Raw genomic sequence first — 12,903 nt, 5'->3', positions numbered from 1 at the left:
TTCTGTGATCGATACGTAGTTTTACCCACCAATCACTTGAACCCTCGTTCAGATTCCCGATAATCGGCAACGCTTACCTGCCTCCCCGCCGTATTCAGGCCCAAGCCCAGAAAAACACCCCCAAGACACTTCGGACGTCACAAGCGGTTCGCTATGACCAACCTTATCTGCCAGGGACCGAACGATGCCCGGCCGACTGGCTTTTATTTGCCATTGATTCTGTCCATCTACGCGCTGCTGACCGCCTGTCAGGAAGACAGCCGGGCCGGCAAAACCAGTGCGAAGCGTTCTGCTGAACTGACGGAGCTCAGACTCGAACAAGCCACAGACACCCTGTTCGAAGCCTTTGGCCAAAACTCTTACCCCGGGAACCATAACGCCCCGTTCGATGCTCCGCCGAAACTGACCTGGTCAGCACCGCTGACGCGGGAAGACGGATCTGTCCTGAAACCGGGACAGATCGCGAAGTTTCGTATTTATTATCGTATGCGGCATGAGAACCGCCTCCACATCGTCGACGTGGATAACCCGGTGGCGGAACACTACTTCTTGGCGGGATGGCCCACAGGCGTGTATGAGATTTTCGTCACGGCGGTGGACCAACAAGGTCTGGAAAGCGCGCGCTCAGAACCGCTGACGCTAGACATCATTGCGAGGTAACGGGCTGCTGGTCACTACTACCAGCGAAACAACACCCAACTGGGCACCAGCATGTCCGATTCGGTTTCGCGAATCCAGCCACCGCCGTCCGTGGGCACCAGGTAATACTCAGAACCTATCTCGGGCACCACTTTAATCTCGACAATCTGGCCATTCACCCGGTACTCGTAGAACACCGCTTCGTCACCGGGACGGATCACAATCTGAGGCGCATCGCCGTCTGGCTGATAATCCGTAATCACCACCGGCTCATCGGGTGTCTGAACCAGGTTGTCATCGAGCTTTCCGCTGTCCTGGGCCACAACCAGCATCGAAACCGTGGCAATCAGGCCACCTAGGGAGAGGGCGATAGGCTTCATTTTCATGGTACCCTTCTGGCAATCGATTTCCGTACAGAGTTGCACAAGCCAACCCACGCATCAATTGAAATCCGGACCTGTTTTGACATGACTCAGCAAAAGACTCCACCGGTCGTTCTTGTGGACGGTTCGTCCTATCTTTTCCGCGCCTATCACGCCTTGCCACCGCTCACCACGAGCAAAAATCTCCCCACCGGCGCGATCAAAGGGGTCATCAGCATGCTTCGTCGGCTGGAACAGGATTTTCCCGATTCCAAGATCGTCGTGGTCTTCGACGCCAAGGGCAAAACGTTCCGCCATGACATGTACGAGGAGTACAAGGCCAACCGCCCTCCGATGCCGGAGGACCTCGCCTGCCAGATCGAACCTATCCACAACATCATCCGGGCCATGGGCTTGCCACTGCTGATCATTTCCGGCGTCGAGGCCGACGATGTGATCGGCACCCTGGCCTACGAAGCCACGGACAAGGGCATTGATGTGGTGGTTTCAACCGGCGACAAAGACATGGCCCAGCTGGTGAGCGATCACGTCACGCTGATCAACACCATGACCGAGACCCGCATGGATCGGCAAGGCGTCAAAGACAAGTTCGGCGTCCGGCCCGACCAGATCATCGACTACCTGGCCCTGGTGGGGGACAAGGTGGACAACATTCCCGGCGTCAACAAATGCGGCCCCAAAACCGCCGTCAAATGGCTGCAACAGTACGATGACCTGGACACCGTCATGTCGCACGCAGACGAGATCAAGGGCAAAATTGGCGAATACCTGCGTGACGCACTGGAGACTCTGCCGCTGAGCCGGGAACTGGCCACCATCAAGACCGACGTCGATCTGGATCTGGGCTTGGAAGAACTCAATCCGGTGGAGCAGGATGACGAGCAACTGCTGGACCTGTTCAAGGAGTACGAATTCCGCACCTGGATTGCCGAACTGGACAACAACGGCACGTCGGAAGCCGTGAAAACGACAAACGTGGCCTCTGACAAGCCACCCGCGGAAAAGCGCTACAGCATCGTTACCGACCAGAAAGAGTTCGACGCCTGGCTGAAACGCCTGAGCGAGGCCGAAAGCTTTGCGTTCGATACGGAAACCACCAGCCTGCGCTACATTGACGCCGAAGTGGTGGGCGTGTCGTTTGCCATCGAACCGGGCGAGGCCGCCTACGTCCCACTGGGACACGATTACATGGGCGCCCCCGAGCAGCTGGACCGCGATACTGTGCTGGAGCAGCTCAAGCCACTGCTGGAATCCGCAGACCACCACAAAATCGGCCAGAACCTGAAGTACGATAAAAATGTACTCGCCAACCATGACATCACTCTGGAAGGCATTTCTGCCGATACGATGCTGGAATCCTATGTGCTCAACTCGGTGGCCACCCGCCACGACATGGACAGCCTGGCGATGCAGTACCTGGGCGAGAGCACCATCAGCTTCGAGTCCATTGCCGGAAAAGGCGCCAAACAGCTGACCTTCAACCAGATTGAGCTGGAAAAGGCCGGCCCGTACGCCGCGGAAGACGCCGATATTACCCTTCGCCTGCATCAGACGCTGGCTCCGCAACTGGCGCAGACCGGCAAACTGGCGTCTGTTTACAACGACATCGACCTCCCCCTGGTGCCGGTACTCTCGCGCATGGAACAGCGCGGCACGCTGATCAGCGCCAGCACCCTGAGACAGCATAGCCAGGAGCTGGCCGAGCGGATGGCGGAACTGGAGAAAGAAGCTCACGATGTCGCCGGGGAAACCTTCAATCTGGGTTCCACCAAGCAATTGCAGGCCATCTTCTATGACAAGCTTGGGCTGCCAGTGATCAAGAAAACCCCGAAAGGCGCCCCCTCGACGGCGGAGCCCGTGCTGCAGGAACTGGCGCACGAGCACGAACTGCCGCGCCTGATACTTGAACACCGCAGCCTGAGCAAGCTGAAATCGACCTACACCGACACCCTGCCCGAGCTGATCCATCACCGGACCGGACGGGTGCATACTTCCTATCATCAGGCGGTGACTGCAACGGGCCGGCTGTCCTCCTCCGAGCCAAACCTGCAAAACATCCCGATTCGATCCGAACAGGGACGGCGAATTCGCCAGGCCTTTATTGCCCCTGACGGGTATAAGCTGGTCGCGGCCGATTACTCGCAGATCGAGCTGCGCATTATGGCGCACCTGTCAGGCGACAAGGGCCTGCTAGACGCCTTCGCTCACGGCGAAGACATCCACAGGGCTACCGCTGCAGAGGTCTTTGGCGTTTCACTCCCCGACGTGTCCTCCGATCAGCGCCGCAGCGCCAAGGCCATCAACTTCGGCCTGATCTACGGCATGTCGGCCTTCGGCCTTGCCCGACAACTGGGCGTGGAACGCAAGAAGGCCCAGGAGTACATCGATCGCTATTTCGATCGTTACCCCGGCGTGCTCAAGTACATGGATAACATCCGCAAACAGGCCCACGAAGACGGCTTCGTCGAAACCCTCTTCGGCCGGCGCCTGTATCTGCCCGAGATCAATGCCCGCAACAAGCAGATGCAGCAGGCGGCGGAACGCACTGCCATCAACGCGCCGATGCAGGGCACGGCGGCGGACATCATCAAACGGGCGATGATCGACATCGACAACTGGCTGACGACAGACCATGCCGATGTAGCCCGAATGACCATGCAGGTACACGATGAGCTGATCGTGGAAGTACGCGAAGACATCATCGACACCATTCGGGATGGGCTCATTGAGCGGATGTCGGCAGCAGCCGAGCTGGATGTCCCCCTGGTGGTCGAGGCTGGCACCGGCGATAACTGGGATCAGGCCCACTAGGACAAGGGCTTACCGAAACTGGGCAAAGCCATACCTGGGTGCACTGAAAGGAAGCAGTCATCACCTCCCCGCTCCGGTCGCGGGGCCTAAGGGACTTTGTCCACCAAGCCCCGCCCTGCCCCACATTCCGGCCGCACTGTTAAACAGTGTGAAAAGCGGCACAATTCCTGCGTAACTCCCTGTGTCGGGTGACGAGCGCTCAATAGGACGAGCGCTGGCGCCACCCTTGTTGTGACACCAGACACAGAGGCAGTATCCATGACATCACTGGCATCAGAACGACGCTGGTTGCTGGACCCGAGCCTGCTCAAACTTTTTCACCAATGCCGGCGCCTGATCCACTCAGAGTTCGGCGTGAAACTGCACCTCACGGAAGAGCACCTCGAACAGCAACTGGCCGAATATGCGAGCAAGTCCCGCTCCAGCCATCTGGCACGAGCCTGGCAAGCACTTCAGGAAAAAGTGCCACAGCTAAACCCGCCATTGGAGAACCAGGCTCCCGAACCGCCCTCCAGGCGAATGTACCGGGGACAACCGATTGCCCATGAATCGGATGGTAAAAACGAAGTGTCGGGAAGTGTCAGCGGGCAGGCAACGGAGACGCCGAACGCCAAAAAATCCAGAGTGGTGTATCGGGGACAGGTAGTGGGTTGACCGGCGACAGCCGGCCAACCCCTTTGCGAGGGTCGACCTCAGAACGACTTACTGATCTGGACGGACGCACTCCATGCGCTCAGATCATATTCCGCCTGATAGTTCGCATCGGTGGCCGGCACCGTCGGGTTCTCATGGGAGTACTCCCGATCATCGACCTTGGCGTCATCAACGAAAATCAGGGTTCCCAGAGCGGCATCGACGGCCCAGCCGGTTTGGGCATCCTGCCACTGCGCGCCCAGGGTCAACCAGTGGCGGTCCTCTGACGGGATACGGGCGGTGACATACTCATCGACGGGCGACTCGTCCCAGGCGTAGCCAGCTTTGAACGCCCACACCGGCGTTGCCTGCCAGATACCACCGAGATTGAACTGCCACGTGTTCTTCCATTTTTCGGTGACGTGCGAGATGGGATCTTCCGCCTCCTGACCCGGCGTCAGGCCCAGTGCGGAGGAAACCTGACCGGTATTACCTTCCCGGCTCCGAATATCCAGCTCTTCAAACTCGCCCCACTTGGCATAGGTTGCACCCGCAAGCAACGTCACCTCGGAGGTCAAGTCATGGCGGGCACCGAACGTAATGCTTTCCGGGATAGCGACAGGAACCTCAACCCTTTCCGTCAGGGAAGTCGTGGCTATACCGGACGGGCCGCCGACAACCGGAAAATCGGAGATAACGATATCGCCCTTGAGCCGCAGCTCGGTTCCAGTCTGCGCGGTCAGGCCAAACTGGGTGCGGTCAGACAGCTCATAAAGAAAGCCCACCCGCAAGGTCACGCCGATGTCATCGCCTTCCACGTCGGAATACGGCTCGGCGGGCAAACTGCCGACAACAGCCGCGGCCGTCGCTGCCGCGGTTGCCGGATCAGCGCCGGCGGCCAGCGCCTGACGGAAGACGATTCCGCTGGGATCTGAGAACCTGGAGAGCCTGCCCTCGGCGTAGATGACGTTCAGCCCGGCCCCCATGGACAGGCCTTCGCCATTACTGAGGGCGATAGACGGCGTAAACGCGATGGCGGTCAGTTCCGTTTTATCGGCGAAGAAACGCCCGGCAAAGCCGTTGTCGTAGTCAGCGGCCAGGCCATAAGGCGCGTGGATGCCAAACCCGACATCAACGGACTCATTGACTTCGTGAGTCATGTAGAAATTGGGCAGAACGGCAAGGTCAGCGATATCGCCACCGCTCGTTGCGGGGACAACGGGCACAGAAGGTACCTGCCGCTGGACGGAAATGGAGTCAGCCTTGGCTTCGGCATCAATGTCCAGAAGCGCCGCGCCGAAGGACAGATTGGTGCCCTTGAGCTGGCTCATACCGGCGGGGTTGAACAGGACCGTCGTGGCGTTTTCGGGGTTGGCCGCCGCACCGGCGTTAGCCACGCCCATGGCACTGGCACTTTGCTCATTGAGGGCAAAGCCGCCGGCCAGCAGGCTGGCCGGCGCCATCAGCGCAGCCAGGGCGGAATAACGGAGTGCGATTGTTGTCGAAGAAGTTCTCATGTGCGCAATATCTCCTGGAAGTGACGGGCGCGGAGTATACGCAGCACAGGCCTTCGGCCTCAAATACGAAACCTACTGATTCAGAAACCACCGATTAGCAAGTCGAACTTAATCGTCCTGAATCGACAACCGGTCGACCGTCGATGACAGCTTATCCGCGCCCTGGGCATCAGCACCGAGCTTGATCATCAGACGCAGATCGTTCGCCGAATCGGCGTGCGCGAGAGCGTCCTCATAGGTGATCGAGCCCTCAGCATACAACCTGTAGAGCGCCTGGTCGAAGGTCTGCATGCCCCCTTCATTGGACTTGGCCATCAACTCCTTCATTTTATGGACTTCGCCCTTTCGGATCAGGTCCGCCGCCAACGGCGAGTTGATCAGGACCTCCACAACCGCCTTACGGCCATTGCCGTCCGGAGTGGGTACCAACTGCTGGGCGACAATGGCCTTCAGGTTCAGGGACAAATCCATCCAGATCTGGTTGTGCTGCTCCGGCGGGAAGAACTGGATGATCCGGTCCAGCGCCTGGTTGGCGTTGTTGGCGTGCAGGGTGGCCAGACACAGGTGACCGGTTTCGGCAAACTGCACGGCGTACTCCATGGTCTGACGCGTGCGCACCTCACCGATCAGGATGACATCGGGTGCCTGACGCAGGGTGTTCTTCAAGGCAACTTCAAAGCTCTCGGTATCGATGCCCACTTCTCGCTGGGTCACGATACAGCCCTGGTGCTGGTGCACAAATTCGATCGGGTCTTCAATGGAGATGATGTGCCCGCGGCTGTTACGGTTCCGATGCCCCAGCATGGCCGCCAGCGAGGTCGACTTGCCGGTGCCGGTGGCGCCCACGAAAATAATCAGCCCGCGCTTGGTCATGGCCAGCTCCTTGATCACTTCCGGCAGCGACAGGTCATCGATCTGCGGAATCTTGACCTCAATGCGCCGGAGAACCATGCCGCACAGGTTGCGCTGGAAGAAGGCGCTGACACGAAAACGACCGATACCCCGCGCGCTGATGGCGAAGTTACACTCGTGGCTTTCCTCGAATTCGGCGCGCTGCTTATCATTCATCGCGCCGTAAACCAGTTCACGGGTCTGCTCGGGCGTCAATGCGTTCTTGGTGACGGGAAGCACCTTGCCATTGACCTTCATGCTGGGCGGGACGCCCGCCGTGATGAACAGGTCAGAGCCCCCTTTTTCAACCATCAACCGAAGCAGCTTTTCGAATTCCATGAGAATACCTGTCGTTCTTGTTTCTTAATCTCGGATCAGAAGTTGTCTGGCATCTTTGCCTTGGCCCGTGCCGCGTCTCTGGAAATCAGTCCCTTCTTGAGCAACCGTTCCAGGCACTGATCCAGAGTCTGCATTCCCAGAGAACCCCCGGTCTGGATAGACGAGTACATCTGAGCAATCTTGTCTTCCCGGATCAGGTTACGAATCGCCGGCGTGCCAATCATGATCTCGTGCGCGGCGACCCGGCCACCACCCATTTTCTTCATCAGGGTCTGGGAAATAACCGCCTGCAGGGATTCGGACAGCATGGAACGAACCATGGATTTCTCTTCGGCCGGGAACACATCCACCACCCGGTCAATGGTCTTGGCGGCGGAGGTGGTGTGCAGGGTGCCAAACACCAGGTGACCGGTCTCTGCGGCAGTCAATGCCAGGCGAATGGTTTCGAGATCCCGGAGCTCACCCACGAGGATAATGTCGGGGTCTTCCCGCAGCGCCGAACGCAGGGCTTCGTTGAAGCCCAGGGTATCCCGGTGCACTTCGCGCTGGTTGACCAGGCATTTCTTGGAATCGTGGACGAATTCGATCGGGTCTTCGATGGTGAGGATGTGCTCGTAGCGGGTGTCGTTGATGTAGTCCATCATTGCCGCCAGCGTGGTGGACTTACCGGAGCCGGTCGGCCCGGTGACCAACACCAGCCCGCGCGGTACCGAGGAAATGTCCTTGAACACCTGCCCCATCCCCAGATCTTCCATGGTCAGTACCTTGGACGGGATGGTCCGGAATACCGCGCCGGCACCCCGATTCTGGTTGAAGGCGTTGACACGGAAACGGGCGACGCCCGGTACCTCGAAGGAGAAATCGGTTTCCAGGAACTCCTCGTAGTCCTTGCGCTGCTTGTCGTTCATAATGTCGTAAATCAGCCCGTGCACCTCTTTGTGCTCCATGGGCGGCAGGTTGATACGACGCACATCACCGTCAACACGAATCATCGGCGGCAGGCCAGCAGACAGGTGCAAGTCAGACGCACCCTGTTTGGCCGAAAAGGCAAGCAGTTCAGTAATATCCATAGGGTTCCTCGGAAGGCATTTTCTTTCTTGTTCGGGAGCAATCGCCCGATGGAGGGCCCGCCTCAGATTACTTGGCAATTCAGCAACCTGCGGGTAACGTGTCACCCCCAAAAGTGACCGATCGGATCAGGCGAACTCGCACGATGAGCAGCATAGCAGACAACATCGGGAGCGTAACCCGACGCATACAAAAAGCAACATTACAGGCCGGCCGGGAGCCAGGCGCCGTGCGGCTGCTGGCGGTCAGCAAGACCCGACCGGCGGAAGATCTTCGTGAGGCCGCAGCCGCCGGACAGATCGCTTTCGGCGAGAACTACCTGCAGGAGGCGCTCGACAAGATCGAGGCGCTATCCGATCTGCCCGACATCGAGTGGCATTTCATCGGCCCGATTCAGTCCAACAAAACCCGCCAGATCGCCTCGGCTTTTGACTGGGTGCACAGCGTCGACCGACTGAAGATCGCCCGCCGGCTCAGCGAACAACGGGCGCCTGAGCTGGGTCCATTGAATCTCTGCCTTCAGGTTAATATTAATGACGAAGACAGTAAGGCCGGCTGTTCACTGGACGACCTGCCCGACCTGGCTGCCGAGATCGGCCAGTTGCCGAACCTGTCGCTGCGCGGGCTGATGGCGATCCCGGACCCGGATCAATCGGAAGCCGCTTTAAGGTTGAGTTTTCGCAAGCTGGCCAACGCGTTGAGCCAGTTAAAACAGAACTTCCCCGACGCTGGCCCGCTGGACACCCTGTCGATGGGAATGTCTGGCGACCTCGAAATGGCGGTGGCCGAAGGGGCGACCTGGGTCAGGATTGGCACGGCCATTTTTGGCGCGCGTCCACGCAAGGACTGAGCGGGCCCGTTCCTGCTATGATCAGGACCAACGAGTCATACGAACCAAGTCACCAAACGCTGGAGTAACTCTTGAGCAAAACACCAACCATTTCGTTTATTGGTGCCGGCAACATGGCCAGCGCCATCATCGGCGGCATGCTCGAACACGGCTATGAGGCTGACAACATCTGGGTCAGTGCTCCGGATGACGGACATCTGCAGTCCGTCCGCAAACAGTTTGGCGTCAGCGTCACCACCGACAACCGGCACTGCGCACAGCAGGCTGACATGGTCATTTTGGCGGTCAAACCGCAGGTGATGGCGGATGTGTGCCGCGATATCGCTCCGATGGTGCAGAATACCCGGCCATTGATGGTGTCGATTGCCGCAGGCCTGACAGCGGAAACCCTTGACGAGTGGCTCGGCGGCGGACTCCCGGTGGCACGGGTGATGCCCAACACGCCCTCACTGGTGGGCAAGGGCGCTGCTGGCCTGTATGCCAACGATCAGGTCAGTGACGAACAGAAAACCATGGTGCAGTCGGTCTTTGACAGCATCGGCACCGCTGTGTGGGTCGAAGAGGAAAACCTGCTGCACGGGGTTACCGCGCTGTCCGGCTGCGGCCCGGCGTATTTCTTCCTGATCCTGGAAGCCCTTGAAGATGCCGCCAAGAACGCCGGCATGGCCGACGACACCGCGCGGACCCTGGCCATCCAGACCATGGCAGGCGCCGCCGAGATGGCCGCGCGCAGCGAGCACGACCCGGCACAGCTGAAACAGAATGTCATGTCCCCGGGCGGCGTCACTGAGCGCGCCATCCACGCCTTTGAAGACGGCGGCCTCCGCGATCTGATACAAAAGGCCTATAGCACTGCGTTCAAGCGTTCTGAGGAAATGGCGGAACAACTGGCAGGCAAACAATAACCGTTAACGGAGACACGGCTACATGCTGGCAGAAATTCTGATCACCATCCTGCTGATCGCATCAACCTTCTACCTGACCATCGTGCTGTTGCGATTTTTGCTGCAGCTGGCCAGGGCGGATTTCTACAACCCCATCACACAGTTCGCGGTGAAGGCCACCAATCCGCTGCTGCGCCCGCTGCGCCGCATCATCCCCGGCTGGGGCGGCATTGACGGGGCCGCACTGGTGCTGGCCATCCTGATTCAGGCGGCCACCTTTTTCCTGATCCTGATTGCGCTGAACGGCGGTATCCCGGCCATCAATCCGATTACCCTGCTGGTGTGGGCGTTTCTGAACGTGCTGGACCTGATCGTGAAGATCTACTTCTGGTCGGTGATTGCGGTGGTTGTGGTGAGCTGGATCGCACCGGGCAGCTCCCATCCGGCCATCCAGCTGGTTGAACAGATCACCGAACCGGTGATCCGACCGATTCGTAACATCATGCCGTCCATGGGCGGGCTGGATCTGTCCCCGATCGTGGTGTTCCTGATCCTGAACGTGGTTTCGGTCGTCATTAAACACATGAAGCTGGCCGCCGGTCTCGGCTCCATCGGCCTGGGAATGTAAACAAAGTCTCACAGAAACAATTCGTTACAAGCTAATCCAGCCCTCGAAAATCTCAAGCTGCATCATCATCCCTATGATTTTGCAGCTTTTTTATACCCCCTTCTGCATAAACCCGCGACACATTCAACTTCTTGAGCGCTTCCAGTGACTTAGGAACAGGATATTATTGCCGATAAGTAATCTGTCACACGTGAGTTGTCACCAGCAGGCACTTGGAAGTCGCGAAGAAGGATAGACCAATGAATCAGCAGGGAACTCTGTCGCAGCAGGTAGAGGCGTACCACAACTGGAAAAAGAACCTGATCCGCCAGATCGGCCGTTACCGGCTGTGGCTGCAGGATAACGATCTCTTTTCCGACGACGTGAGCACCCGGATTCGCCACGGCCTGGAGCTTCTGATTGAAGACGAACTGACCATCGCTTTCGTGGGGGAATACTCCCGGGGCAAGACCGAGCTGATCAACGCCCTGTTCTTCTCCGAGTACGGCCAGCGCATGCTGCCTTCCCAGGCTGGCCGCACCACCATGTGCCCGACCGAGCTTTTCTTCGACCGCAGCGCCAACCAGAACTACCTGCTGCTGCTGCCGATCGAAACCCGCACCGAAGAGCAATCCCTGCAGCAACTGCGCAAGCAGCCTCACCTGTGGGTTCGCCACGAGCTGGACGAAAACGATCCGCAAGTCATGCGCGAAGTGCTGGCGGAAGTGGCACGAATCAAAAGTGTATCGCCGGACGAAGCCCGCAAACTCGGCTTCGAAGAGCACATGCTGGAGCACGACCGTGACACCCCGGGCAACGTCCTGGTACCGGCATGGCGTAACGCCCAGATCAGTATCCGCCACCCTCTGTTCGAGCGCGGTCTTCGCATCCTCGACACTCCAGGTCTGAACGCACTGGGGTCGGAACCGGAACTGACCATCAGCATGCTGCCCCGGGCCCATGCGGTGCTCTTTGTGCTCAGCGCCGATACCGGCGTCACCGCCAGCGACATGACCATCTGGAAAGAACACATCGACACCGAACACGCCGACCACCGCGCCGGCCGCTTCGCGGTGCTCAACAAAATCGACGTGCTCTGGGATGACCTGCAAGGCGAGCAGCATACCGCTGACGCCATTGACCGGGTGCAGAGCTACACCGCCGATCATCTGGGCATCAATCGCCAGGACGTGATCCCCCTGTCGGCCAAGCAAGGCCTGCTGGCGCGCGTCCGCAAGGACCAGGACCTGTTCGAGCGCGCCAACATCGGGCATCTGGAGAGCCTGATCATCCAGCGCATTCTGGCCCACAAGGAACAACTGATCACCCAGAACCTGATTAACGACCTGCTGGGCATGCTGCAAAACAGCCAGGCCGCCATGCAGAGCCGCCTTGCCGGACTGCAGGAGGAACTGCAGGCGTGCTCCGGCACCACCATGGATAAGCCGGCACTGGGCCGTCTGGCGGAAAGGGCCCAGAATGATTACGACTTCTATTACAAAAAGCTGATCACCCTGCGTTCCAGTCGCCGACTCATGGACTCCCAGGGCAATATGCTGAAAAAACTGGTGAGCGAAGAACGGTTCGAAGAGCACGCCGATCAGATTCGCAAGACCATGAGCAAGAGCTGGACCACCGCCGGCATGAACCGGGCCATGGACCGCTTCTTCGAATTGCTGGAAGCCGACCTGACCAACCTGCTCAGTGAAGGTCATCTGGCGGAAAAAATGGTCGGTGCCATCTATCGCCGTTACAACGAAGACACCCGTGCGCGCCATCTCGAACCCATTCCCCTGCGTGCAGGTCGCCATGTCATTGCCATTCGCGAACTGCGCAAGAAGGCCCGCCGTTTCCGGATCAGCCCCAAGAACCTGCTGACCGAGCAGTCGCTGCTGGTGCGCCGCTTCTTCAATGTCATGGTGGGTGAAGCCCGCACCCTGCACGCCAGAGTGCGGGCAGATGTGGAACGCTGGCCCAACGAAGCGCTGCTGCCGATCATGCAGTACTCGATGGAACAGAAGCAGCTGCTGGAACACCAGATCCGACGGCTGCGGGACATGGTACGCAGTGATCGGGACAGCCGTGCCGAGCGCGTGCGCCTGAACCACACCATTTCGGATCTGCAGCGCCAGCTGGAACTGGCGGACGCCATGCAACGGCAGATCCGCAAGCCGGCCCCGACACTGATCCAACAGAAAGTCGTCACCATCTCCGGCGCGGTCTGATCCCCGCGCGCCTCCCGGCACGCTCAGTTGCAGCGATGCCAGCCCGGCTTTAAACT

At 59.1% G+C, this 12,903-nt stretch carries 11 protein-coding genes; 7 read left to right on the top strand and 4 right to left on the bottom strand.

Annotated features, from left to right (window positions below; genetic code table 11):
- The first annotated feature begins 153 nt into the window (after positions 1–153).
- Positions 154–660, top strand: a complete 507-nt coding sequence (locus LPB19_RS05840; RefSeq protein WP_206645159.1) for a fibronectin type III domain-containing protein — start codon at positions 154–156, stop codon at positions 658–660.
- 17 nt (positions 661–677) lie between these two features.
- On the opposite strand, the gene LPB19_RS05835 is transcribed toward LPB19_RS05840, so the two are convergent.
- Positions 678–1,019, bottom strand: a complete 342-nt coding sequence (locus LPB19_RS05835) for a DUF2782 domain-containing protein (protein ID WP_206645705.1) — start codon at positions 1,017–1,019, stop codon at positions 678–680.
- Between the two features lie 87 nt (positions 1,020–1,106).
- Between LPB19_RS05835 and polA the strand changes: the two genes are divergently transcribed.
- Positions 1,107–3,833, top strand: a complete 2,727-nt coding sequence (gene polA, locus LPB19_RS05830) for a DNA polymerase I (protein ID WP_206645158.1) — start codon at positions 1,107–1,109, stop codon at positions 3,831–3,833.
- A 258-nt stretch (positions 3,834–4,091) separates the two neighbouring features.
- The gene (locus tag LPB19_RS05825; RefSeq protein ID WP_206645157.1) at positions 4,092–4,487 is read left to right on the top strand and encodes a hypothetical protein; all 396 of its coding nucleotides are present in this window, start codon (positions 4,092–4,094) and stop codon (positions 4,485–4,487) included.
- A 38-nt stretch (positions 4,488–4,525) separates the two neighbouring features.
- Here LPB19_RS05825 and LPB19_RS05820 read toward each other — a convergent pair whose 3' ends face one another.
- The 3 genes from LPB19_RS05820 to LPB19_RS05810 all read right to left on the bottom strand — a co-directional run bounded on the left by LPB19_RS05820 (position 4,526) and on the right by LPB19_RS05810 (position 8,283).
- Positions 4,526–5,983, bottom strand: a complete 1,458-nt coding sequence (locus LPB19_RS05820) for an OmpP1/FadL family transporter (protein WP_206645156.1) — start codon at positions 5,981–5,983, stop codon at positions 4,526–4,528.
- A 108-nt stretch (positions 5,984–6,091) separates the two neighbouring features.
- Positions 6,092–7,213 carry a PilT/PilU family type 4a pilus ATPase gene (locus tag LPB19_RS05815; protein ID WP_206645155.1) on the bottom strand — a complete coding sequence of 374 codons (1,122 nt, stop codon included), beginning with the start codon at positions 7,211–7,213 and terminating at the stop codon, positions 6,092–6,094.
- Positions 7,214–7,248: 35 nt separating this feature from the next.
- Complete coding sequence (locus tag LPB19_RS05810; protein WP_206645154.1) at positions 7,249–8,283, bottom strand: type IV pilus twitching motility protein PilT; 1,035 nt, start codon at positions 8,281–8,283, stop codon at positions 7,249–7,251.
- Positions 8,284–8,426: 143 nt separating this feature from the next.
- Here LPB19_RS05810 and LPB19_RS05805 point away from each other — a divergent pair, with 143 nt between their 5' ends.
- From LPB19_RS05805 to LPB19_RS05790, 4 genes are all read left to right on the top strand, one after another.
- Entirely contained in the window at positions 8,427–9,131 is a 705-nt protein-coding gene (locus tag LPB19_RS05805) for a YggS family pyridoxal phosphate-dependent enzyme (RefSeq protein ID WP_206645153.1), read from the top strand.
- 71 nt (positions 9,132–9,202) lie between these two features.
- On the top strand, positions 9,203–10,036 hold the full coding sequence (gene proC, locus LPB19_RS05800) for a pyrroline-5-carboxylate reductase (RefSeq protein WP_206645152.1): 834 nt from the start codon (positions 9,203–9,205) through the stop codon (positions 10,034–10,036).
- 22 nt (positions 10,037–10,058) lie between these two features.
- Complete coding sequence (locus LPB19_RS05795) at positions 10,059–10,643, top strand: YggT family protein (protein ID WP_206645151.1); 585 nt, start codon at positions 10,059–10,061, stop codon at positions 10,641–10,643.
- Positions 10,644–10,882: 239 nt separating this feature from the next.
- Positions 10,883–12,847, top strand: coding sequence for a dynamin family protein (locus LPB19_RS05790; protein ID WP_206645150.1), 1,965 nt, complete (start codon positions 10,883–10,885; stop codon positions 12,845–12,847).
- The last annotated feature ends 56 nt before the right edge of the window (positions 12,848–12,903 follow it).

The sequence above is a fragment of the Marinobacter salinisoli genome (genome assembly GCF_017301335.1).
In the GTDB taxonomy this organism is placed as follows: domain Bacteria; phylum Pseudomonadota; class Gammaproteobacteria; order Pseudomonadales; family Oleiphilaceae; genus Marinobacter; species Marinobacter salinisoli.
The sequence above is the reverse complement of the archived record's forward strand: the minus strand, read 5'-3'. Positions and strand labels throughout refer to the sequence as shown.